This is a genomic window from Modicisalibacter coralii (assembly GCF_004117855.1).
GTDB lineage: Bacteria > Pseudomonadota > Gammaproteobacteria > Pseudomonadales > Halomonadaceae > Modicisalibacter > Modicisalibacter coralii.
On the sequence record NZ_QWBW01000012.1, the window covers coordinates 126,830 to 150,223 of the forward strand.

20 protein-coding genes are annotated in these 23,394 nt (G+C 64.8%); 8 read left to right on the forward strand and 12 right to left on the reverse strand.

Features of this window, described 5'->3' with window-relative positions:
- Positions 1-169 precede the first annotated feature (169 nt).
- The 4 genes from D0901_RS07960 to D0901_RS07975 are packed head-to-tail and all read right to left on the reverse strand — an operon-like array spanning position 170 to position 2,645.
- Complete coding sequence (locus D0901_RS07960) at positions 170-1,009, reverse strand: CsgG/HfaB family protein (protein WP_203234825.1); 840 nt, start codon at positions 1,007-1,009, stop codon at positions 170-172.
- Between the two features lie 16 nt (positions 1,010-1,025).
- Complete coding sequence (locus D0901_RS07965; protein WP_129139768.1) at positions 1,026-1,430, reverse strand: curli assembly protein CsgF; 405 nt, start codon at positions 1,428-1,430, stop codon at positions 1,026-1,028.
- Positions 1,431-1,464: 34 nt separating this feature from the next.
- Positions 1,465-1,977: a CsgE family curli-type amyloid fiber assembly protein gene (locus D0901_RS07970; RefSeq protein ID WP_129139769.1), complete on the reverse strand. Its 513-nt coding sequence runs from the start codon at positions 1,975-1,977 to the stop codon at positions 1,465-1,467.
- On the reverse strand, positions 1,974-2,645 hold the full coding sequence (locus tag D0901_RS07975; RefSeq protein ID WP_129139770.1) for a LuxR C-terminal-related transcriptional regulator: 672 nt from the start codon (positions 2,643-2,645) through the stop codon (positions 1,974-1,976). The genes D0901_RS07970 and D0901_RS07975 overlap by 4 nt, the downstream gene beginning before the upstream one ends.
- A gap of 433 nt (positions 2,646-3,078) precedes the next feature.
- Between D0901_RS07975 and rdgB the strand changes: the two genes are divergently transcribed.
- From rdgB to D0901_RS07995, 4 genes are all read left to right on the forward strand, one after another.
- Positions 3,079-3,672: an RdgB/HAM1 family non-canonical purine NTP pyrophosphatase gene (gene rdgB, locus D0901_RS07980; protein WP_129139771.1), complete on the forward strand. Its 594-nt coding sequence runs from the start codon at positions 3,079-3,081 to the stop codon at positions 3,670-3,672.
- Positions 3,669-4,841 (forward strand): radical SAM family heme chaperone HemW, encoded by a 1,173-nt coding sequence (gene hemW / locus D0901_RS07985; protein ID WP_129139772.1) that lies wholly within the window; start codon positions 3,669-3,671, stop codon positions 4,839-4,841. The genes rdgB and hemW overlap by 4 nt, the downstream gene beginning before the upstream one ends.
- 46 nt (positions 4,842-4,887) lie before the next feature.
- Positions 4,888-5,568, forward strand: a complete 681-nt coding sequence (locus tag D0901_RS07990; protein WP_129139773.1) for a YiaD family glycine zipper/OmpA-like lipoprotein — start codon at positions 4,888-4,890, stop codon at positions 5,566-5,568.
- Between the two features lie 65 nt (positions 5,569-5,633).
- Positions 5,634-6,482, forward strand: coding sequence for a 23S rRNA (adenine(2030)-N(6))-methyltransferase RlmJ (locus tag D0901_RS07995; protein WP_129139774.1), 849 nt, complete (start codon positions 5,634-5,636; stop codon positions 6,480-6,482).
- An 11-nt stretch (positions 6,483-6,493) separates the two neighbouring features.
- Here the strand turns inward: D0901_RS07995 and mnmE are convergent, their stop codons facing one another.
- The 4 genes from mnmE to rpmH all read right to left on the reverse strand — a co-directional run bounded on the left by mnmE (position 6,494) and on the right by rpmH (position 10,252).
- Positions 6,494-7,870, reverse strand: coding sequence for a tRNA uridine-5-carboxymethylaminomethyl(34) synthesis GTPase MnmE (gene mnmE / locus D0901_RS08000; protein WP_129139821.1), 1,377 nt, complete (start codon positions 7,868-7,870; stop codon positions 6,494-6,496).
- A gap of 102 nt (positions 7,871-7,972) precedes the next feature.
- On the reverse strand, positions 7,973-9,661 hold the full coding sequence (gene yidC / locus D0901_RS08005) for a membrane protein insertase YidC (protein ID WP_129139775.1): 1,689 nt from the start codon (positions 9,659-9,661) through the stop codon (positions 7,973-7,975).
- A gap of 62 nt (positions 9,662-9,723) precedes the next feature.
- Positions 9,724-10,107: a ribonuclease P protein component gene (rnpA, locus tag D0901_RS08010; RefSeq protein ID WP_129139776.1), complete on the reverse strand. Its 384-nt coding sequence runs from the start codon at positions 10,105-10,107 to the stop codon at positions 9,724-9,726.
- Positions 10,108-10,117: 10 nt separating this feature from the next.
- Positions 10,118-10,252 (reverse strand): 50S ribosomal protein L34, encoded by a 135-nt coding sequence (gene rpmH, locus D0901_RS08015; RefSeq protein ID WP_129139777.1) that lies wholly within the window; start codon positions 10,250-10,252, stop codon positions 10,118-10,120.
- A gap of 567 nt (positions 10,253-10,819) precedes the next feature.
- On the opposite strand from rpmH, the gene dnaA reads away from it, so the two are divergent.
- The 4 genes from dnaA to gyrB all read left to right on the forward strand — a co-directional run bounded on the left by dnaA (position 10,820) and on the right by gyrB (position 17,045).
- A complete protein-coding gene (gene dnaA, locus D0901_RS08020; RefSeq protein ID WP_129139778.1) occupies positions 10,820-12,292 on the forward strand; it encodes a chromosomal replication initiator protein DnaA in 1,473 nt (490 codons plus the stop codon).
- 64 nt (positions 12,293-12,356) lie between these two features.
- The gene (gene dnaN, locus D0901_RS08025; RefSeq protein ID WP_129139779.1) at positions 12,357-13,460 is read left to right on the forward strand and encodes a DNA polymerase III subunit beta; all 1,104 of its coding nucleotides are present in this window, start codon (positions 12,357-12,359) and stop codon (positions 13,458-13,460) included.
- A gap of 51 nt (positions 13,461-13,511) precedes the next feature.
- A complete protein-coding gene (gene recF / locus D0901_RS08030; protein WP_129139780.1) occupies positions 13,512-14,621 on the forward strand; it encodes a DNA replication/repair protein RecF in 1,110 nt (369 codons plus the stop codon).
- A 3-nt stretch (positions 14,622-14,624) separates the two neighbouring features.
- A complete protein-coding gene (gene gyrB, locus D0901_RS08035) occupies positions 14,625-17,045 on the forward strand; it encodes a DNA topoisomerase (ATP-hydrolyzing) subunit B (RefSeq protein WP_129139781.1) in 2,421 nt (806 codons plus the stop codon).
- 125 nt (positions 17,046-17,170) lie between these two features.
- Here gyrB and D0901_RS08040 read toward each other — a convergent pair whose 3' ends face one another.
- The 4 genes from D0901_RS08040 to glyS all read right to left on the reverse strand — a co-directional run bounded on the left by D0901_RS08040 (position 17,171) and on the right by glyS (position 23,394).
- Positions 17,171-19,543 (reverse strand): FdhF/YdeP family oxidoreductase, encoded by a 2,373-nt coding sequence (locus tag D0901_RS08040; protein ID WP_129139782.1) that lies wholly within the window; start codon positions 19,541-19,543, stop codon positions 17,171-17,173.
- Between the two features lie 94 nt (positions 19,544-19,637).
- Positions 19,638-20,516, reverse strand: coding sequence for a LysR family transcriptional regulator (locus D0901_RS08045; RefSeq protein ID WP_129139783.1), 879 nt, complete (start codon positions 20,514-20,516; stop codon positions 19,638-19,640).
- Between the two features lie 12 nt (positions 20,517-20,528).
- Positions 20,529-21,095 (reverse strand): D-glycero-beta-D-manno-heptose 1,7-bisphosphate 7-phosphatase, encoded by a 567-nt coding sequence (gmhB, locus tag D0901_RS08050; protein ID WP_129139784.1) that lies wholly within the window; start codon positions 21,093-21,095, stop codon positions 20,529-20,531.
- A 232-nt stretch (positions 21,096-21,327) separates the two neighbouring features.
- Positions 21,328-23,394 carry a glycine--tRNA ligase subunit beta gene (gene glyS, locus D0901_RS08055; protein ID WP_129139785.1) on the reverse strand — a complete coding sequence of 689 codons (2,067 nt, stop codon included), beginning with the start codon at positions 23,392-23,394 and terminating at the stop codon, positions 21,328-21,330.

The following is a 23,394-nucleotide window of genomic DNA, read 5'->3' on the forward strand; positions in this document are numbered from 1 at the left end:
TGGATTGTTTAATGGATTCCGCTTCACAGGTAATGAATGGCCTGCAGAAACAGGCATTAGGTGGCGATGGGCTTTGTGTTGGAAAAGGCTTAGAAACGTAGTCCTGAAAAAGGGCGATCAGGCATGAAAAAGGCGCCCCGATGGGCGCCAAGAAGGCTATTGCAAAGTGCTAGAGCATGGGAGTCGGCGCCTCGAGATAGGCGCTGAGAACCGGGTCATCGATGTCCGACGGATTCGCCAGGTTCCAGAGCCCGTCCTTGATGCCGCGAGCAATCAGGTGAATGACCGAGGACTCGATGGCCGACATCACGGCCATCTGCACCGGTTCGTTGTTGGTATATCCGATCTCGCCCTCGAGCAGCCGCTTGAAGTCGATGAAGCGGTAGACGCCGGCGCGAATCTCATGGGAGAAGATGGTCTTGCTGGTGGTGACGTTGGCCAGCACCGCGCCGGTGGCGATGTCCACCGCGCGGAGGTTGATGGTGACCTGATCGACCTGATATTGCCCCGACGCGCCGATGCCGAAGTATTCCGCCCCGGCGCCGCCGGTACGCAGGTTGGAGTCATAGGCGATGATCCCGCCCTCGAGCAGGATGCGCGCGGCATTCAGCGAGTCCAGGGCATCGGCGTTGCCTTGACGCTCGAGGGTCGCCCTGATGATCTTGCGCTCGGTGAGCAGGTTCTGCAGGCCGACTCGCTCGAGCGGGACGAACCAGCCGGAATCGGCCAGCGCGCCACTGAGCATGGCCGCGCCTCCTTGAGTGACCGCGGTGGAGAAGGTGCTTGCCGGCTGTGGCTTGTACTGCCCGGTCTGGTCGCGGAAGTCGTAGACGGCGGCGTAGATCTTGGCACTGGGCCTGGGCAGACTGATCAGGTCGCTGTAGGTCCCCGAGCGTGGCATCAGTGTGGCCGGCGCCGCCTCGAGGCCTTCCGTGTTGGTCACCATGCTCGAGCAGCCACTCAGCAGCACGGCCAGGCCGAGAGTCAGGAGATAGGTCACGCGTTTCATGGTCATTCTCCTTGTCTCAATTGATGGCCTGGGCAGGGTCGTTGAAATTCACGTCGGTGACTTCGCCGGTCCGCTTGTTGAGGATCTGCAGCTTGAAACCGGAGCCGACCGGGGTCACCGTGACTTTCAGCTCCGACGAGTCGACGATGCCCCCGCCACCACTGTTGAGCGCATCCTCGATCAGGTTGTTGGTCAGTGACGTGCGCAGATCCTGGATGAACAGGTCGGTTTCGGTGTAACTGCCGTAGTCGATCGCATCGGGATCCTTGGTATCGTTCTGCGCCTGTGCCTTGTTGAGCAGATAGTTGCCATTGAGCGGGTCGCCACCGAAGGACGGATTGATGGGCTGGTAGACCAGTTCCCCGGCGTGAGCGCCCCCCGCCGCCAGTACGAGCGACAATAGAAGTGGATGGATTTTCATGATGGTTCCCTCGTGCCTGTCGTGGATCCCCGACTCACCATTCGTCGTCGGCCAGATCGCCATTTTGTTCCAGGGCCTGCATGACCTTGCGTCTGAGGATGAGCTGTTCGACCTGCCCGACGGCCGCGGCGGCATACTGGTCGACATCGCTCAGGCGCGGGGTCAGCGTGGCCTGGTAGAGAATGCTGTTGCCCTCGGCGACCCAGACGATGCTTCCCCAGCGCGCCGATGGACGCTCGTTGATCACCAGATTGGTGTTGCTGAGGATCACGCTATCCAGGCGACGCTGGCTGAACTGCTGGTAGAACGTCTTGCCGATCATGGTGATGGTCCTGTCCACGACCAGTCCGTTGAGCGGCAAGGGCCCCGTGGGCTTTAACGTCTGGGTGGCCGGCCCGTCCTCGCCTTCGGGCGCATCCGGTTGCACGGGCGTGACGTGCGCGCTTTCGCCGGCGACAGCCTCGTCCTGCGCCGGGGCATGCCCGGACAGGGCCATTGCCAGCGCGCACAGCACGCCGCCCACGAGCCGCGCCTTCACGACGGTCACCGCCGCTGCGGCTTGTTGGGGCTGGGGGGTGGGGCGCCGAGATTCTGGCGCGCCCAGTTCATCGCCTGGATGCGGTTGTGCACCTTGATCTTGCGGAAGATGTTGTAGAGATGAGACTTGACCGTGTGTTCGCTGACGAACAGCTTGTCGGCGATTTCGGTATTGGACGCGCCGGAACCGAGCAGACCGATGATCTCGAGCTCACGGTGGGTCAGGCCGCAGACCGGGCGATAGGCGTTGAGCTGCTGACGACGGTAGAATTCGATCAGCCGCGTCATCAGCGACCGGGACATCCACAGGTCGCCATCCAGCAGGGCGCTGATGCCCTTGCAGATCAGCGCCATGCTGTCGCGTCGGTAGAAGACCCCCTTGAGATGCAGTGACGCCAGCACATCGGCGGCGTGGTCCTCGTCGCGCAGGTTGATTGCGGCCAGGGTCATCGCCCGGCTCTCGGCCGCCTTGCTGTGCCACTGCTGCATGCTGCTTTCATCGACGTGATCGGCATCGAGCAACACCAGCACCTTGTCGTCGCCGAGATTGTCGAGGTTGTCATGGGGGGCCACCGCCGAGATCTGACAATCGAGCCGCTCGGCGATGTATTCCATGAAGAGTTGCGTCTGAGGGTTACAGTCTGTAACCAGAAGAATCAACGGATTCCCTTGGGTCATGATCGTTGCTCCAGAAGTATGGGTGTTGTTATGAGGCGTTATGCTGTCCCGACATACCCATGCTGAGGTCTGACTCAGCTTTGTCGGTCTCACGCCTTTTGTAAAGTTAGGTTACAAGGCTGTACATATAGCGGTATCGAATATCGTCTGGCCATTTACCTAACGGATTCGAAAACGGCTTATGAAATCGTTGGTTAGTCGTAAACTCATGGCTGCCCAAAAAACGAGTCTGGGTGGCGTAGGAGAAAAATCAGGAAGCTAAGTGTTTTTTGCTAACCGTTTCTTACCAACTTTTGATGAGGTTTCTCATACCGTGGGTGCGTGTCTTCTCCTGCTTATCCATGACGTTCACGGGCTCGGTTGCTGGCGTTCCTCGGGGATGGGTTGAGCCTATAGAATGGGTATAGACCCAAATGACGAAGGTGGCTCGAAGATGGATCAACGCTTGGTATTGGCCAGCAGCAATCCGGGAAAACTGCGTGAGTTCAACGCGCTGCTGGCCCCGCGGGGTTATCGGATTTGCCCCCAGGGCGACTTTTCGGTGACCGATGTGGAGGAGACCGGGACCACGTTCGTCGAGAATGCGCTGCTCAAGGCCCGTCATGCCTGCCGCCTCAGTGGGCTGCCCGCCCTGGCCGACGATTCGGGACTCGCCGTGGATGCGCTGGCGGGTGCGCCGGGCATCCATTCGGCCCGCTACGCCGGCGAACCCAAGGACGATACGGCCAACAATCGCAAGCTGCTCGCCGCCCTGGCCGAGGTGCCCGAAGGACAGCGCACGGCTCGCTACTGGTGTGTCCTGGTCTGGCTGCAGCACGAATTCGATCCGGTGCCCCGCATCGTCCAGGCCAGTTGGTCGGGCGAGATCCTGGCCCATCCCCGGGGCGAGGGGGGATTCGGTTACGATCCGCTCTTCTGGGTCCCGGAGCGAGGCGTGAGCGCGGCCGAACTGAGTGCCGAGGACAAGAACCAGCTCAGCCACCGCGGGCGCGCCCTGCGTGAGCTGATGGAACTGCTGGATCGATGAGCGGCCTTCCCGACCTGTCGCTTTATGTGCACGTGCCCTGGTGCGTGCGGAAGTGCCCCTATTGCGACTTCAACTCCCACGGCATCGGCCGCACCACCGAGCTACCCGAAGCGGACTACCTGACGGCCCTGCTGGCGGATCTCGACGAAGAGTTGCCCGGGGTGCAGGGACGCAGGCTACAGAGCGTATTCATCGGTGGCGGGACGCCCAGCTTGATGTCGCCGCACTTTTACGAGCGGCTCATCGACAGGCTCTCGCGCCACGGCCTGCTGACCGAGGGTTGCGAGATCACGTTGGAAGCCAACCCCGGCACGGTCGAGCAGGGGCGTTTCGAAGGCTATCGCGCGGCGGGCATCAATCGGCTCTCCCTGGGCATACAGAGTTTCCAGGAAGACCAGCTCGCGGCCCTCGGGCGCATCCATGGTGGCGACGAGGCGCGACGCGCCGTCGACAGCGCCCGTCGGGCGGGTTTCGACAATCTCAATGTGGATCTCATGCATGGCCTGCCGGGGCAGGATCTCGCCGGTGCGATGGCCGACATCGACCAGGCCCTGGCGCTCGCGCCGGAGCACCTGTCCTGGTATCAGCTCACGCTCGAGCCCAATACCGAGTTCCACTCGCGCCCGCCGGTATTGCCCGAGGACGAGACCCTCTGGGCCATTCAGGATGCGGGCCACGAGCGGCTCGAGGAGGCCGGGCTCGAACGCTACGAGATCTCCGCCTACGCCAGGCCCGGCAAGGCCTCGCGACACAACCTCAACTACTGGCGCTTCGGCGACTATCTGGGGATCGGGGCGGGCGCCCACGGCAAGCTCAGCCGTGTCGGGGAGACGGGCGACTGGCGCATCGAGCGTCGCTGGAAGAGCCGGCAGCCCGACGCCTATCTTCGGCGTCGCCGGGACCCGCGTGGGTTTCTCGCCGGCAGCGAGCCGATCGACGTCGAGCAACTGCCGCTGGAGTTCGCCATGAACGCCCTGCGGCTCGTCGAAGGCGTGCCGCTCTCGCTGTGGACGGCGCATGTCGGCCGCCCCCTCGACGAGCTGTTGCCGCGGCTGACTGCCGCCCGTGACAAGGGCCTCCTGCTGGAAAGCCCGTCGCGCCTGCAGGCCACCTCGCTGGGTCTGTTATTCTTGAACGACCTGCTGGCCATGCTCGATGACGATCGATGACCGGCAATGTCCCTGCGCAATCCATGGAAACGAGGAACTTCAAAGGATGATTCACAAGCAACTCTGGCTCGCGATTCCCCTCTCCGCGGCGCTGGCCGTGACCGGGTGCTCGACCACCAACCCGCAGACCGGCGAGCAGCAGACCGCCAAGGCCACCAGCGGGGCCGGCATCGGTGCCGCCGTGGGGGCGGTGGCCGGTCTGCTCAGTGGTGACAGCGCCACCAGCCGCCGCGATCATGCCGCCATCGGTGCCGCGGTGGGCGCCGCCGCCGGGGCCGGCATCGGTTACTACATGGACCGTCAGGAAGCCCAGTTGCGCGATCGCCTTCAGGGCACCGGCATCGGCGTCCAGCGTCAGGGCAACGACATCGTCCTCAACATGCCCAACAGCGTCACCTTCGGCTTCGATTCCAGCGATCTGACGGCGCAGGCCAGGCAGGCGCTCAACGACGTGACCAGCGTGCTGCGGGAGTATCCCGATACCCGCATCACGGTCGCCGGCTATACCGACAGCACCGGCAAGGAAGCCTACAACCAGCGCCTCTCCGAGCGCCGGGCCGCTGCCGTCGGCGACTACCTGGTCCAGGGCGGCGTCGAGTCCCAGCGTATCCAGCGGGTGGGCTACGGTGAGCGCCAGCCGGTCGCCAGCAACGACACCGAACAGGGTCGCGCCCAGAACCGTCGTGTCGAGATCACCGTGACGCCGACCCAACAGCAGTCGGGCTGACGTCCAACGCCGTCGCAGGCCCGTCGAGGACGATCGGCGGGCCTTTTTCTTGTCAGGAACCCCTCATGCTCGCCTATCAGCACGCCTATCACGCCGGCAACTTCGCCGACGTCCACAAGCACTTGACGCTCTTCGCGGTAACGCGGCATCTCTTACGTAAAGAATCGCCCGTTACGTATATCGATACCCATGCCGGGCGCGGCCTGTACCCGCTCGACGGTGTCGAGACGCAGAAACTCAAGGAGTACCAGAACGGCGTCGCCCCCTTGTGGGCGGCCCGGGAGCGCCTGCAGGACGGCGATGAACTGCTGACGGGCTGGCTGACGGCTCTCGAGCGCTGTCAGAAGGGACGATCGCGGCTCGAGCGTTATCCCGGCTCGCCCTGGTGGCTCGCCGAGGCACTGCGTCCTCAGGATCGGCTGAGCCTGTTCGAGTTGCATCCCGGCGAATATCGTCATCTCGAGGAGGGCGACCTGCCGAACGCCCGGCGGATTCACGGCGACGGGCTGGCCGGGCTGACACGCCTGCTGCCGGTTGGCACGCCGCGGCTGTGTGTGTTGATCGATCCCAGCTACGAACGCAAGGCGGAATACCTCGAGGTGGCCGAGACCCTGCAGAAGGTCGTGCGCAAGGCGCGTCACGCGGTCGTGGTGATCTGGTACCCGCTGCTGCCGGCGGGCCGTCACGAGACGTTGCTGGAGCGTCTCCGCGACGCCGGCATCCGCAAGCTCTGGCGCAGCGAGATACGCCTCAGTGATGGGACGGATGCCACCCACGGGATGCAGGGCAGCGGTGTGGTGATCCTCAATCCGCCCTGGGGATTGGGCGACGAACTGGATGCCAGCCTGGCGCGCCTCGTCCCGCTGTGGGGCGGGTCGGCACGCCATCGGGCCAGCTGGTGGGTGGGCGAGTAGCCAGGGGGCTGCTATTTCCCGATGCAGAATTCGCCGAAGATCTTGCCCAGCAGATCGTCGGCGCTGAACTCGCCGGTGATCTCGCCGAGGGCCTGCTGGGCCTCGCGCAGGTCCTCGGCGAGCAATTCGCCGGCGCCGTGGCCCTGGAGCTGGGCCTCGCCGTTGGCGAGCGCCTGCTCGGCCCGGTCGATCGCTTCCAGGTGGCGGCGCCGCGCCGAGAAGCGCCCCTCGGTGGTGGCCGTGTAGCCCATCACCGCCTTGAGATGTTCCTTCAGGTTATCCACACCCTCGCCGGTCCTGGCGGAGAGCCGGACCACCGGCGGGGTTGTGGATAAGTCACCTTGCGGGGTTTCGCGGGTGGTGTCGATCTTGTTGCGCACCAGGGTCAGACGCGACGGATCGGGCAGTCGCGAGACGAATTCCGGCCAGATCGCCATCGGGTCGGTGGCTTCGGTGGTGGTGGCATCGACCAGCAGCAGGACACGGTCGGCCTTCTCGATCTCCGCCCAGGCACGGGCCACACCGATCTTCTCCACCGCATCCGGGGTGTCCCGCAGGCCGGCCGTATCGATCACGTGAAGCGGCATGCCGTCGAGATGGATGTGCTCGCGAAGCACGTCACGGGTGGTCCCGGCTATCTCGGTGACGATGGCCGTTTCCTGGGCCGTCAGGGCGTTGAGCAGGCTCGACTTGCCGGCGTTGGGGCGACCCGCGATCACCACGCTCATGCCCTCGCGCATCAGCGCCCCCTGGCCCGCCGAGCGGCGCACCTCGGCGAGTTCGTGCTGCACGCCGGCGAGCAGCGATGCCACATGGCCATCGGCGAGGAAATCGATCTCTTCCTCCGGGAAGTCGATCGCTGCCTCGACGTACATGCGCAGTTCGATCAGGCGCTCGACCAGGCCGGCCACTCGCTCCGAGAACGCCCCCTGCAGCGAGCGCAGGGCATTTTCCGCGGCGGCCCGGGAGCTGGCGTCGATCAGATCGGCGATCGCCTCGGCCTGGGCCAGGTCGAGCTTGTCGTTGAGAAAGGCGCGCTCGGAGAACTCGCCGGGGCGGGCCAGTCGGGCACCCAGCGTGACGCAGCACTCCAGCAGCATGTCCATGAGGACCGGACCGCCATGGCCCTGCAGCTCGAGGACATCCTCGCCGGTGAAGGAGTGCGGGCCGGGGAAGAAGAGGGCGATGCCCTCGTCGATGGCCTGGCCGTCGCCGCCGAGAAAGGGCCCGTAGACGGCATGGCGCGGGGCGGGGCGGGTTCCCAGCACGCTCTCGGCGATCGCCCGGCAGGCGGGCCCCGAGACGCGAATGATGCCCACCCCGCCACGCCCCGGCGGGGTGGCCAGCGCGGCGATGGTGTCCTGGGTGTAAAGAGGCTGATCGAGCATTGTCATCGAACTCCCTGGGGATGAAACCATTGTCGTCATCCCGCTCTCAAACGCCAGACCCCCGCACGAGGGCGGGGGTCCGGGAAGATCGTTGGCGGGGGACTACTTGCCCTTGGCGGGGGCAGGATCGCCGGCGATCTTGCGGGTGATGATCCACTGCTGAAGGATCGAGATGCTGTTGTTGACGATCCAGTAGATCACCAGGCCGGCCGGGAACCACAGGAAGAAGAAGGTGAAGACGATCGGCAGCATCTTCATGATCTTCGCCTGGGTGGGGTCCGGCGGCGCCGGGTTGAGCATCTGCTGTACCCACATGGAGAGACCCATGAGGATCGGCAGCACGAAGTAGGGATCCTTCACCGACAGGTCGTTGATCCACAGCATGAACGGTGCGTGACGCAGTTCCACCGATTCCTTGAGCATCCAGTAGAGTGCGATGAACACCGGCATCTGAATGACGATCGGCAGGCAGCCCCCCAGCGGATTGATCTTCTCCTTCTGGTAGAACTTCATCATCTCCTGCGACATCTTCTGTCGGTCGTCGCCGAAGCGCTCCTTGATGCGCTGCATCTCGGGGCCGAGCTTGCGCATCTTGGCCATCGACTTGTAGGCCTTGGCCGAGAGCGGGAAGAGGATGATCTTGACGGTGATCGTCAGCAGTACGATCGACCAGCCCCAGTTGCCGATCACGCTGTGGATCTTGTCGAGCAGCCAGAACAGCGGATTGGCGAGGAACCACAGCCAACCGAAATCGACGGTGAGCTCGAGGTTGGGCGCCACCGCGGCCAGACGCTCCTGGACCTTGGGCCCCATGTAGAGGGTGGCGTCGAGCGTCGTTTCGCTGCCGGGGGCGACGGTCTCGGTGGGGCCGGCGAAGGCCACCACGTTACGATCCCGGGAATCGGTGGTCGCGTAGTAGAGGTTCTGCTGATTCTGTTCCGGGACCCAGGCCGAGGTGAAGTAGTGCTGGATGATCGCGGCCCAGCCGCCCTGGACGTCGCGGTTGTTGAACTGGCCGTTCTGGATCGTCTCGAAGTCGACCTTCTCGTAATGGTTGTCGGGCGAGGAGTAGGCAGCACCCAGATACGAGCTCATGCCCACGCCACCCCCGGTGGAAGGATCGGGGCTGTTGTCGCGGGCCAGTTGGCCGATGAAGCGGGCGGTGACCGGGGTCTTGCCCTGGTTGTCCAGGTGGTAGCTGACCTTGACGGCATAGCTGTTGCGATCGAAGACCAGGCGCTTGATGACGTCGACACCGTTGACGGTGGCGTGCAGGTCGACGGTCAGCGATTCCTGGCCCTTGGCGAGGGTATAGCGGGTCTTGTCGGGATCGAAGACGATCCGTCCCTTGTGACCCTCGAGCTGGAGCCCGGACTTGGCGACGTAACTACGGGTCTTGCCATCCGAGAGCAGCACGAAGGGCCGGTCGGCATCGCGGCTCATCTTGTGCTGGGGCAGGGCCGCATAGACGATGTCGCCGCCACGGGGGTCGATACGCACATCGAGCACATCGGTACTGACCTTGATCAGGCTGCGCCGATTGTCGGTCGCGGCCTCGTCGGCCATGGCCGGGCTGGTGCCGTCGGTCGCCGGCTTGGCCTGGTTCGACGGGGCCGCCAGGCCCTGTTCGTCGTCGTTGCTCTGGTCACTCGCGTCAGGGGTGGCGCTGTCGCTGAAGGACGGTGCCTGGGTCTCGACGGGGCTCTGGCCGTAGTCCTGGTTCCACTGGATGACCAGCAGGTAGGCGAGAACCGCGAGCGGGATCACGAGTAGCAGTCGTTTTACGTCCATTAGGGATCTGCCCGATGGGATGTTGGATCATTCTGGTGACGTGCGACGCCAAGCAGTGCCGGTCAGGAGGATGAGGCAACGGCCGAATGCTTGCGAACCTCCTTTTCCAGGCGTCGCCACAAGCCGTGCAGCTGACGATGCAACGTGGGGTTATCCAGGTCGCTGACGCCACGGCGGGCGAGGACCACGATATCCACGTCGGGCAGACGATGCTGCCGAAGACGGATGGATTCACGCACCAGACGCTTCAAACGGTTGCGATCGACGGCACGACGAACATTCTTCTTGCTCACGACCAGCCCGACGCGAGGATGGCCCAGCGCGTTGGATCTGGCCAGGGCCAGGATCCCTCTGGCATGGACCTTGTACGTGGCGTGATCGAAAACGTAGCGATAGTCCCCGGCGTTCAGCAGACGCAATTGCCGGGGAAAGCCCTGACAGGACATTCGGGGCCGATCAAGCGCTCAGACGCTTGCGGCCCTTGGCACGACGGCGCGCCAGGATCTGACGACCATTCTTGGTAGCCATGCGAGCACGGAAGCCGTGCACACGCTTGCGCTTCAGAACGCTGGGTTGAAAAGTGCGTTTCATAACGGCGGTTTCCCACGTGATGGATTGGATTGCCAGGTGCCGGGCCCCGCGAAGGGAACGCTGGGCGGATTCGGCTCAAGGCCGGGAATTCTAGTGAATTCGCGGGCCGCGTGCAATTTTTGCGCGCGATTATCCACACCCGGTTTTCGACGCTCGGCCATCAGCGGTTGCGGGGCCGTGTGTCTCGCGACTTCGCCGGTGCCCGTGGCGGGAAGATTCATCCTGGCAGGCAGTCACTACAATAACTTTTCATTTTAAATGATGTTGTTATTACTATTGGGGATACTTTTTGTGGATAACCAGGTTTTACCCTTTCGTATCAAATGCTTGGTCTATTGACACCTGCGTTGACAAGATGCCCGGAAGCTGTCGGCGGCCTGCGTTGGGCCTGTGGATGAAAGCGACGGTTGTCCACCGGGTCCGGGTTGTTCAGGCTGTGTACCCCATTCGTCAACCGTCCTGTACGTCAGTTTTCCACAGCATGCGGGCAACCCCCGCTCGTGTGGATAACTCGACCTCGGGGCGCTACAATGCCCGGTCATTCGCAAACTGGGATGGATCGCTCGCGTGTCGGTCGCTCTTTGGCAACAATGTCTGGATTACCTGCAGGACGAACTGAGTTCACAGCAGTTCAATACCTGGATCCGCCCGCTCCAGGCGGAGGATACGTCGTCCAACGAGCTCAGCCTGCTGGCACCCAATCGCTTCGTGCGTGACTGGGTCAGCGACAAGTACCTCAAGCGAATCAACGAGCTGCTCCGGGAACTGGCACCCGCCAAGCCACCCAAGGTGTCGCTGGCGGTGGGCAGTCGGCGTGCCGCGCCCAGCCCGCAGCCGCGGGAGCTGGGCAACCCGGTTTCCGCGAGCCGCTTTCGTCAGCCGCCTGCGCCGGCGGTACAGACGCCGCCGCGAGGCGATTACGCCGACGAGCAGGAGATCGAGCAACTGCGTGACGAGACCGCCAGGCGTGCCTCGCCGCCGGCGGAGCGCCAGGTTCAAGTCGAGGGCAGCCTCAAGCACCAGAGCGGGCTCAATCCCAACTTCACCTTCGACACCTTCGTCGAGGGCAAGTCGAACCAGCTGGCCCGGGCGGCATCCCGGCAGGTCTCCGAGAATCCGGGGGGCGCCTACAATCCGCTGTTTCTGTATGGTGGCGTGGGTCTGGGCAAGACCCACCTGATGCATGCGGTGGGCAATCAGCTGGCGCTGCAGCGCGACAATGCGCGAGTGGTCTACCTGCACTCCGAGCGCTTCGTCGCCGACATGGTCAAGGCGCTGCAACTCAATGCCATCAATGATTTCAAGCGTTTCTATCGCAGCGTCGATGCCTTGCTGATCGATGACATCCAGTTCTTCGCCGGCAAGGAACGTTCCCAGGAGGAGTTCTTCCACACCTTCAACGCCCTGCTCGAGGGCGGCCAGCAGATGATTCTCACCTCGGATCGCTACCCGAAGGAGATCAGCGGGGTGGAAGAGCGCCTCAAGTCGCGTTTCGGCTGGGGGCTGACGGTGGCGATCGAGCCACCCGAGCTCGAGACACGGGTGGCGATCCTGATGAAGAAGGCCGATCAGGCCAAGGTGGACCTGCCGCATGACGCGGCCTTCTTCATCGCCCAGAAGATTCGCTCCAACGTTCGCGAGCTGGAAGGCGCGTTGAAGAAGGTGATCGCCGATTCGCACTTCATGGGCAAGCCGATCACCCAGGACTTCATTCGCGAGTCGCTCAAGGACCTGCTGGCTTTGCAGGACAAGCAGGTCGGCGTGGACAATATCCAGCGCACCGTGGCCGAGTACTACAAGATCAAGGTGGCGGACCTGCTCTCGAAGCGTCGTTCGCGCTCCGTTGCCCGGCCACGTCAGGTGGCCATGGCGCTGGCCAAGGAATTGACGAATCACAGCTTGCCGGAGATCGGTGATGCGTTCGGCGGCCGGGACCATACGACCGTACTGCACGCGTGCCGCAAGGTGCAGGCCCTTCAGGAAGAGAGCGCCGACATTCGCGAGGACTACAAGAATCTGATGCGGCTACTGACCAGCTGACGGATCCCGATGGCCCTCGTGACGCCCATCATCGCCTTGATATTCAGGACAGAGTGGAGTCCCCATGAAATTTTCCATCTCCCGTGAAGCCCTGCTGCGCCCGCTGTCGTTGGTGGCGGGGGTGGTCGAACGACGCCAGACGCTGCCGGTCCTTTCCAACGTGCTAATCGAGGTACAGGATGCCCGCCTGGCCCTGACCGGGACGGATCTCGAAGTGGAACTGATCGGCCGGGCCGAGCCCAGTCAGGTCGACGAGCCCGGCTCGGCAACGGTGCCGGCGCGCAAGCTGATGGACATCTGCAAGTCGTTGCCCGATCAGTCGGAGATCACCTTCACGCTGGAGGAGGGCAGGGCGATTCTGCGCGCCGGTCGCTCGCGGTTCACGCTCTCCACCCTGCCGGTGGCCGAGTTTCCCAATATCGAGGATGGCCAGGTCAGCCAGGAGCTCAGCCTGCCGCGCGGGACGCTCAAGCACCTCATCGACGCCACGGGCTTCGCCATGGCCCAGCAGGACGTGCGCTATTACCTCAATGGCATGCTGCTGGAGTTCGGGCATCACCTGGTGCGTACGGTCGCCACCGACGGTCACCGTCTGGCGATGTGCACGCGTAGCGCCGAGATCGACGTCGAGCCCTCCCAGAAGCTGATCGTGCCGCGCAAGGGGGTGCTGGAACTGGCCCGGTTGCTCGATGGCAGCGACGAGCCGGTCAGCCTGACCCTGGGGGCCAATCACATCCGCGCGCATACCGGCGAATTCACCTTCACCTCCAAGCTGGTCGACGGCAAGTTCCCCGACTACGAGCGGGTCATCCCGCGAGGCGGCGACAAGACCTTCATCGCCGATCGCGCCGAGTTGCGCCAGGTCCTGTCGCGGACCTCGATCCTCTCCAACGAGAAGTATCGCGGCGTGCGCCTCAACCTGGAGAGCGGCAACCTGCGCGTGCTGGCCAACAACCCGGAGCAGGAAGAGGCCGAGGAGAACGTGGCGATCGAGTACGACGGCGATGCCATGGAGATCGGCTTCAACGTCGGCTATCTGATCGACGTGCTCAATGCCCTCGACAACGAGCGCATGCAGATGATTCTCTCCGACCCCAACAGCAGTGCGATCATGGAAGAACCGGGCGGTGGCGACGCGCTCTACGTCGTCATGCCCATGCGTCTCTGATCCCACCGATCGCTTGCGGAGCGCCTCCGGGCGCTCCACGGATCCGCCTCGATGCCTCTCGACCGTCTCTCCTTCCTGGGATTGCGTAATCTCGCGCCGCTCGAGATGCGACCGTCGCCAGCCGTCAACCTGATCGTCGGCGATAACGGCAGCGGCAAGACCAGTCTGCTCGAGGGGATCCACATCCTCGGCATGGGACGCTCCTTTCGGACCCAGCAGGTCAAGCAGGCCATCGCCCATGCGGGCGATAGCATGACCGTCCACGGGCGTCTCGGCGGCGACCCCCCGATTCCCATCGGCGTCCGCCGCCACCGCAGCGAGAGCGAGCTGGAAATGCGCATGGCCGGCGAGCGCGTATCGCGCATCGCCCAGCTCGTCGAAGCGCTGCCGCTGCAGTTGATCAACCCCGATGCCTTCCGCCTTCTCGAAGGGTCGCCGGCGTCGCGGCGCGAGTTTCTCGACTGGGGTGTGTTTCACGTGAAACACGACTTCTTCGAGGTCTGGAAGCGGGTTCGACGCGCGTTGAAACATCGGAACGCCCTGCTCAAGCGTGATAGAATGGATGCCCAGTCGATCGTCGTCTGGGAACGTGAACTGGTGCACTGGAGCGACCGACTCGACGCCCTGCGCAGCGAATACATGACGGCCTTCCTCCCCGTGTTCGACGAGACGTTGGCCGAGTTGCTGCCGATGCCGGGGCTCGAGTTGCGCTATTACCGCGGCTGGGATCGACGACGTGAGCTGGCCGACGTGCTTGAGCAGGGCCGGGCGACGGACCATCAGATGGGCTTTACCCAGCAGGGACCGCAGCGCGCCGATCTGCGCATTCGTGTCGAGCGTCGGCCGGCGGTCGAGGTGCTCTCCCGGGGGCAGCAGAAGCTCGTGGTCAGCGCGATGAAGCTGGCCCAGGGGCGCCTGCTCGAGGCCAGTACCGGACGCAAGTGTCTCTACTTGATCGACGATCTCGCTGCGGAGCTCGATACCGCCCATCGGCGTACCTTCTGCCACTGGCTGGAACGTATGCAGTGTCAGGTATTCATCACCAGTGTCGACCCCGAGGCATTGGCGGGCATGTGGCAACCGGAGACGGCCGTTGCGATGTTTCACGTGAAACAGGGCCGGCTGGAGGCACACGGAACGAATGACTTCACGACGGAGTAGTCAATGAGCGAACAGGCTTACGACTCATCGAGCATCAAGGTCCTCAAGGGGCTGGATGCCGTGCGCAAACGGCCCGGCATGTACATCGGTGATACCGACGACGGTACCGGCCTGCACCACATGGTCTTCGAGCTGGTGGACAACTCCATCGACGAGGCGCTGGCGGGTTACTGCAGCGAGATCCGTGTGATCATCCATCCCGACGAGTCGGTAACGGTCAGCGACAACGGGCGTGGCATCCCCACCGATATCCACAGCGGCGAGGGCGTGTCGGCGGCCGAGGTGATCATGACCGTGCTGCATGCCGGCGGCAAGTTCGACGACAACTCCTACAAGGTCTCCGGCGGTCTGCACGGCGTCGGGGTGTCCGTGGTCAACGCCCTGTCCGAGGAGCTCAAGCTGACCGTGTGGCGCGCCGGTGACGTCTACGAGCAGATCTATCAGCATGGCGTGCCACAGGCGCCGCTGTCGGTGGTCGGGCAGACGGAGCAGAGCGGCACGCGGGTGCACTTCCGGCCCTCGCCGCAGACGTTCGCCAACATCGAATTCCACTACGATATCCTCGCCAAGCGGCTGCGCGAACTGTCCTTTCTCAACTCCGGGGTGGCGATTCGCCTCACCGACGAGCGCAGCGGCAAGGAAGAGCTGTTCCATTACGAGGGCGGTCTCAAGGCCTTTGTCAATCACCTGAACACCAACAAGAGCACGCTCAACCCGGTATTCCATTTCGAGGCCCAGCGCCCCGACGGCATCACCGTCGAGGTGGCGATGCAGTGGAACGACACCTTTGCCGAGAACGTCTTCTGCTATACCAACAACATCCCGCAGCGCGATGGCGGCACCCACATGGCGGGGTTTCGCGCGGCGCTGACACGTAGCCTCAACAGCTATATCGAAGCCGAGGACATTCAGAAGAAGGCCAAGGTGGCCACCTCCGGTGACGACGCCCGCGAAGGTCTCACCGCGATCATCTCGGTCAAGGTGCCCGATCCCAAGTTCTCCTCCCAGACCAAGGACAAGCTGGTCTCCTCGGAGGTCAAGACCGCGGTCGACCAGGAGTTGAGCCGGCACTTCTCCGATTATCTGATCGAGCACCCGGGCGAGGCCAAGTCGATCGTCAACAAGATGATCGACGCCGCGCGGGCCCGCGAGGCGGCACGCAAGGCGCGCGACATGACCCGGCGCAAGGGCGCGCTGGATATCGCCGGCCTGCCCGGCAAGCTGGCCGATTGCCAGGAGAAGGACCCCAGCCTGTCCGAACTTTACCTGGTCGAGGGTGACTCCGCCGGCGGTAGCGCCAAGCAGGGCCGCGATCGCCGTACCCAGGCGATCCTGCCGCTCAAGGGCAAGATCCTCAACGTCGAGAAGGCGCGCTTCGACAAGATGCTCTCCTCGGCCGAGGTGGGCACCCTGATCACCGCGCTGGGCTGCGGCATCGGGCGCGAGGAGTTCAACCCGGACAAGCTGCGCTATCACTCGATCATCATCATGACCGACGCCGATGTCGACGGGTCGCATATCCGCACGCTGCTGCTGACCTTCTTCTTCCGGCAGATGCCCGAGTTGATCGAGCGCGGCCACGTCTTCATCGCCCAGCCGCCGTTGTACAAGATCAAGCGTGGCAAGCAGGAGATGTATCTCAAGGACGAGCAGGCGCTGCTCGACTATCTGACGACCACGGCGATGGATGGCGCGCGGCTGCACGTCAACCCGGATGCTCCCGGCATCGGCGGCGAGCAGCTCGAGGCGCTGGTCACCCAGTATCGCGACGTCATGAAGCGCATCGATCGCCTCTCGCGGGTCTATCCCAGCGAGGTGCTGCGCAAGATCGTTCACGCTGCGACGCTCGACGGCGAGGAAAGCCTGCGCGATCGGGTCACCATGCAGAACTGGATCGAGTTTCTGCAGAAGGAGATGGACGCCTTGGTTGCTTATGAAGGCGGGCCGCGCTACGTCTTCCAGTTGCAGGAGGACGATGAGCGAGGGCTTTTCCTGCCCGGCGTCTCGCTGACGGCACATGGCGTGACCACCGACTACATCTGGGGGGCGGACTTCTTCCGCAGTGCCGACTATCGCAAGTTGGCGGCACTGGGCGAGACCCTCAACGACCTGCTGGGCGAGGGCGCCTACGTGGCCCGCGGCGAGCGCAGCAAGCCGGTGGCCAGTTTCTACGAGGCGCTCGACTGGCTGATGAGCGAGGCTCAGCGAGGTTTCTCCATCCAGCGCTACAAGGGGCTGGGCGAGATGAACCCCGATCAGTTGTGGGAAACCACCATGGACCCCGAGTCGCGGCGCATGCTGCGCGTATCGATCGAAGACGCCGTGGCCGCGGACATGATGTTCAACACCCTGATGGGCGATGAGGTCGAGCCGCGCCGCGATTTCATCGAGCAGAATGCCCTGGTGGCCAACCTCGACATCTGATCCGGCGGTTGATGGCAAGAGGGTGGTGGTGTGTTTCACGTGAAACATGCTGACCCCGGAAAACGCCCCGGTCGACGCTCGTCGGCCGGGGCGTCTTCATGCAGGGCGGTCTCTACATTGTCGCCTCAGGCGAGGCGACGACTGCGCTCGAGCCGGATCGCCACCGCCTTGGAGGTCGGTGTGTCGGTCCCGATGCCCACGCTTTCCAGCGGCACCAGCGGGTTGGTTTCCGGGTAGTAGGCCGCACAGCAACCGGCCGGGATGGCGTAGCTGACGAGGCGGAAAGCCGCCGCTCGGCGCTCGCGATCCTGGTGTGGCTCACCCACCAGGTCGACCCAGTCCCCGTCACGCAATCCCAGCCGTGCGAGGTCTCCGGCGTTGATGAACAGCACGCGACGTTGGCCGTGAACGCCTCGATAGCGGTCGTCATAACCGTAGATCGTGGTGTTGTACTGGTCGTGACTGCGCAGGGTCTGCAGCGTCAGCCAGCCCGCGTCGCGACGTTCATGCAGCCGCTGGTGCATCACCGCCTCGGGCAGCTCGGCACGCGAGAACATCGCCTTGCCCGATGGCGTGGGAAAGCGCCGCTGCCGGGCCGGGTTGTCGAGGGCGAAACCGCGGGGTTGGCGCAGGCGGGCATTAAAGGCCTCGAACCCGGGGATCACGGCTTCGATCTCCGCACGAATGCGGTCGTAGTCGCTGACCCAGTTCTGCCAGTCGAGAGGCTGTCCGGCCGCCGTCTCACGCGAGGGCGTGCGGGCGAGGGTCGCCTCGGCAATACCCGCGACGATCGTCGGTTCCGAGCGCAGTGCCGGCGAGGCCGGTGCCACGCGACCGCGGCTGGCATGCACCATCGACATGGAGTCCTCGACGCTGATCGCCTGGATCTCGCCGTCCGGCCCCTGGTGGTCGTGTTCGCTGCGCCCCAGGCAGGGCAGGATCAGCGCGTCCTCGCCGATCATCAAATGACTGCGGTTGAGTTTGGTGCTGATCTGTACGTTGAGACGCGTCCGGCCCAGTGCTGCCTCGGTTCGCGGGGTATCCGGCGTCGCCCGGGCGAAATTGCCGCCCAGGGCGACGAACACGTCCGCGTCGCCACGCTCCAGGGCGGCGATCGCCGACACCGTATTGTGTCCCGGGCGGCGCGGCAGGGGCCGGCCGTAGCGGGCCTCGAGGGCGTCGATCAGCCAGCCGGGGGCCTTCTCGTCGATGCCGACGGTGCGGTTGCCCTGAACGTTGGAGTGACCGCGAACCGGGCACAAGCCGGCACCTTCGCGGCCCACGTGACCGCCCAGCAACAGCAGATTGACGATCTCGCGTACGGTGTCGACCGAATGCACGTGCTGGGTGATGCCCATCGCCCAGGTGGCGATGACCCGGCGTGAGTGCGCATAGACCGTCGCGGCCCGGGCGAGTTCGTCACGGCTCAGCCCGGACTGGGCCTCGATGTGCGCCCAGTCGGTGGCTTCCACCCGGGCCCGCCAGGCATCCAGGCCTTCGGTCAGAGTGTCGAGGAAAGCCCGGTCCGGTGTGTAGTCGCCGACGTCGATCATCGTGAACAGCGCCTTGGCGATGCCGCGCACCGCAGCCATGTCACCACCCAGCTTGGGCTGGAAGTAGTGCGAGCTGATGCGATGGCTGCCGCCGCTGAGCATCTCGAGCGCGTTCTGTGGATCGGCGAAGCGCTCCAGTCCCCGCTCGCGCAGCGGGTTGAAGGTGAGGATCGCCGCGCCACGCTCGGCGGCGCGGCGCAGATCGCCGAGCATGCGAGGATGATTGGTGCCGGGATTCTGGCCGAAGACAAGAATGGCATCGGCATGTTCGAAGTCTTCCAGGGTCACCGTGCCCTTGCCGACACCCAGGCTGGCCGTCATGCCCAACCCGCTGGCCTCGTGGCACATGTTGGAGCAGTCCGGCAGGTTGTTGGTGCCATAGACCCGGGCAAACAGCTGGTAGAGGTAGGCCGCCTCGTTGCTGGCTCGACCGGAGGTATAGAACAGCGCGCGGTCGGGGTCGATGGCGGCGAGATGATCGGCGATCAGGGCGAAGGCGTCCTCCCAATCGATGGGGTGGTAGCGGTCGCTGGCCGCGTCGTAGCGCATCGGTTCGGTGAGCCGACCCTGATCCTCGAGCCGGAAGTCATCCCAACCGCGCATCTCGCTGACGGTGTGCTGCGCGAAGAACCGTCGGGTGACCCGTTTGGCCGTGGTTTCCCACGAGACCGCCTTGACGCCGTTCTCGCAGAATTCGAAGGAGGATTCGTGCTCGGGATCGCCCCAGGCGCAGCCCGGGCAGTCGAACCCTTCAGGCTGGTTGGTGGCCAGCAGGGAGCGACTGCCCTTGAGCGGCGACTGGTTGTGCAACAGATGGCGGCCGACGCTCTTCAGCGCCCCCCAGCCGCCCGCAGGGCCGGGGTAGGGGGCGATGCGCGGGTGGCGAGTCTTTCGAGGGTCGGCCAGGGGGAGGGGGTCGTCGGTCGGCAGGGACGAGTCGCTCATGGGCAAGCTCCGGAGTCGAATCAATCCATTAGCTTACGGCGATGTTGTGGCGGCGGCCAATTGTTCTGCCGGATGAGCCGATAGACGACGCCGATCAAGTGAGGTCGGCGGCGGACTGCCACAGCGACAACGCTGCCTGCAGTCGCCGACTGGGCGAGCGGGTGGCGTGCCACAGCAGGCCGATACGGTCCCCGTCGCCCGGCAGGAGGCGGACATCCAGTGGGGAGCCGTTGGTGAAGTGCTCGCCGAAATGTGCTGGCAGCACACTCACACCGACCCCGCTGCGCAGCATGACCTCCAGCGTAGTGATTGAATTGGTCTCGACGACCGGGGCCACCGAGAGGCCGTGGCCGGCCAGGCGGGTTTCGAGTCGCTTGCGGTGTTCCATTTCCGGCGTCAGCAGGCATAGCGGCCACTGGTCGAGGGCTTGCCAGCGTGGCGTTTCGGGAAGCGAGAAATGAGCTGGCGAGGCGATCAGTGCGGGCCGCTCGCGGTAGAGTTCGCGGTGCGCATAGCCGGCCATGGCCGGTGCGTCGGTATAGCCCATCACCAGATCCAGCGAACCGTCCTCGAGCCCCTGGGCGAGGGCCGACGTGGCCAGTTCGCGGATACGCAGGCGCAACCGGGGAAAGGCGTTGCGCAGCGCCGGCAGATGGGTATCGAGGGCATGCAGCGCCGAGGGAATCACGCCCAGACTCAGGCAGCCGCTCGGGGCGGTGTCGGGGCCGACATCGGCGCGCAGGGCGTCGAATTCATCGAGAATACGGTGGGCATGGGCGAGCACGCGTTGACCCTCGGGCGTCAGTCCTTCGAAGCGACGGCTGCGGCGAATCAGCGACGTGCCCAGCTCTTCCTCGAGCTGCTGCAGGCGGGCCGATAGGGTCGGTTGCGTGACGTGGCAGGCCTTGGCCGCGCGGCCAAAATGGCGTTCCCGGGCGAGCGCGACCAGGAAGGTCAACTGGCGATGGTCCATGAGCGCTCCGGATCAGCGGGCCAGAGGAGAGTCGCTGTTCAGGAGGGCCTCGACGAAAGCCGCGAGGTCATCGTGAACAGGCACGTCGGCGAGCACCTCGGCATGCGTCTCGAGGGTCCTCGTGCCCTTGCCGCTGCGCACCAGCGCGACGCGACAGCCCGCCGCGCGGCCGGCCTCGATATCGCGCAGGCTGTCACCGACCATCCAGCTCCCCGCCAGCGAGGGGAGGTCGAGCGAATGGCGGATCTCCGTGAGCAGGCCGGGCAACGGCTTGCGACACGCGCAACCGTCATCCGGGCCATGCGGGCAGACGGCGATATGCTCGATGTGTCCGCCGGCCGCCTGGACGAGGGCATTCAGCCGACGGTGCATGGCCTCGAGGGTGGCGCGGTCGAAATAGCCACGGGCGATTCCCGACTGATTGGTGGCCACGGCGACACGCCAGCCATGTCGGCAGAGCCGGGCGATCGCCTCGATCGCCCAGGGGTAGGGCTGGAATTCCTCCAGCGACTTGACGTAGGCGTCGGAGTCGCGATTGATGACCCCGTCGCGATCGAGGATGACGAGTTTCGGGTTCATGCGGCGGGATCCTGTTGGTTCGAGAGCCACAGTCTAGGGTCGTGTTTCACGTGAAACAACGTTGGGAAGAGGGAAGAGCGGAGCCGCCGCCCATGGAGAGTGCTTTCGATGGCTGGAAAGAAACCCTGGCGCATCGACCGCCGCCCGCGGCGTTTCACGTGAAACACCGTGCCTTGCGACACAAAAAAAACCGGAGCCGCCAGGGCTCCGGTTCGACGGCGTGCAAGCCGGATTACTGGGGGAGTTCGGCGATATCCGCGATTTCGAGAAACAGGCTCTGCAGGTCGGCCAACAGCGCCAGACGGTTGCGGCGCACGGCTTGATCGTCGGCCATGACCATCACCTCGTCGAAGAAGGTATCGACCGGGGCGCGCAAGGCGGCCAGGGCGTCGAGGGCTTCGCTGTAACGGGCCTCGGCGAATAGCGGGGCGACCTCACGGCGGCGCGTCGCCAGTGCCTCGGCCAGGGCGCGTTCGGCCTGCTGTTCGAGCAGGTCGGTGGCGACCGACTCGGCAACCTCGTCCCCCTGCTTGCCGAGGATATTGGAGACACGCTTGTTGGCCGCGGCCAGGGCGGCGGCTTCCTCACGATGGCTGAAGGCGTGCACGGCATGAATGCGCCGGGCGAAGTCCAGCGGGCGGGTCACCGGCCGCGAGCGCACCGCCAGATAGACCTCGACGGGAATGCCTTCGTCCTGGGTCCAGGCGCGGAAGCGGTCGAGCATGTACTCGAGCACCTCGTCGACCAGACCTTCGGCCCTGGGCAGGTTGCGGTGCTGGCTGGCCGCCACATCGAGCAGTTCGCGAAGATCGAGATCCAGCTCGGCCTTGATCAGGATGTTGAGCACGCCGATGGCGGCACGGCGCAGGGCGAAGGGGTCCTTGGCGCCGGTGGGCCGTTGGCCGATACCGAAGATGCCGGTCAGGGTGTCCAGGCGGTCGGCCAGGGCCAGGGCCAGCCCGGCCTTGGTGCGCGGGATGGCATCGCCGGCGAAGCGTGGCAGGTACTGCTCGTGCAGGGCCTGGGCGACATCCTCGGCTTCGCCATCGTGGCGCGCGTAGTAGCAGCCCATGGTGCCCTGCAATTCGGGAAACTCCAGGACCATCTCGCTGACCAGGTCGCACTTGGCCAGCTGGGCCGCGCGTCCGGCATGCTCGACATCGCCCTCGATGCGCTCGGCGATGTAGCGTGCCACGGCCTCGCTGCGTTCGGCCTTGTCGGCCAGGGTGCCCAGTTGCTGCTGAAAGACGACGCTGGCCAGGCCCTCCCGCCGTGAAGCCAGGCTGTGCTTGAGGTCGGTCTCGTAGAAGAAGGCGGCATCCGCGAGGCGTGGACGAATGACCTTCTCGTTGCCTTCGATGACCTGCTGCGGATCGCGGCTGTCGATGTTCGAGATGGTGATGAACAGCGGCTTGAGCTGGCCGGCGGCGTCGAGCAGGTGGAAGTACTTCTGGTTGGCCTTCATCGACGAGATCAGGCACTCGGCGGGCACGTCGAGGAAACGTTCGTCGAAGCTGCCGGTGAGCGCCACCGGCCATTCGACCAGGCCGCTGACTTCGTCGAGCAGCGCCGGGTCGATGACCGCGGTGGCCTCCTGGACCTCGGCCTCGGCGAGCACCTGTTCGCGGATCCGCTCGCGACGCACCCGGCGATCGGCCAGTACATAGGCCTCCTCGAGGACGGCCAGGTAATCGTCGGCGTGGTCAAGAGGCAGGGCCTCGGGGGCATGGAAACGATGACCGCGGGTCTCGCGGCCCGCCGCAAGGCCCAGCACCTCGGCCTCGACCACGTCGCTGCCGTAGAGCGCCACCAGCCAGTGGACGGGGCGCGAGAACTCGATCCGCGAGGCGCCCCAGCGCATGTTCTTGGGCACCGGCAGGGCGGCGACGGCCTTGCCCAGGATCTCGGGCAGCAGGGCGGTGACCGCCTCACCGGGCTGCTCGTAGCGGTAGCCCAGCCAGGTGCCCTTGTCGGTCTCCAGGTGGATCAGTTCATCGACGCCGACGCCACAGGAGCGGGCGAAGCCCTCGGCGGCCTTGGTTGGCTGGCCCTCCTTGAAGGCGGCCGCCAGGGCCGGGCCGCGGCGCTCGATCTCGCGGTCGGGCTGCTTGTCGGCCAGTTCGCGAATCTGCACCGCCAGACGCCGTGGCGTGGCGAAGGCGAGGACCTCGCCGAAGGTGACTTCCGCGTCACGCAGCCCGTCGGCGATGCCGTCGGCCAGGGCGTCGGATAGCGCGTCGATGGCGCCCGGCGGCAGTTCCTCGACGCCCAGTTCGATCAATAGGGTGTTGGATGCCAT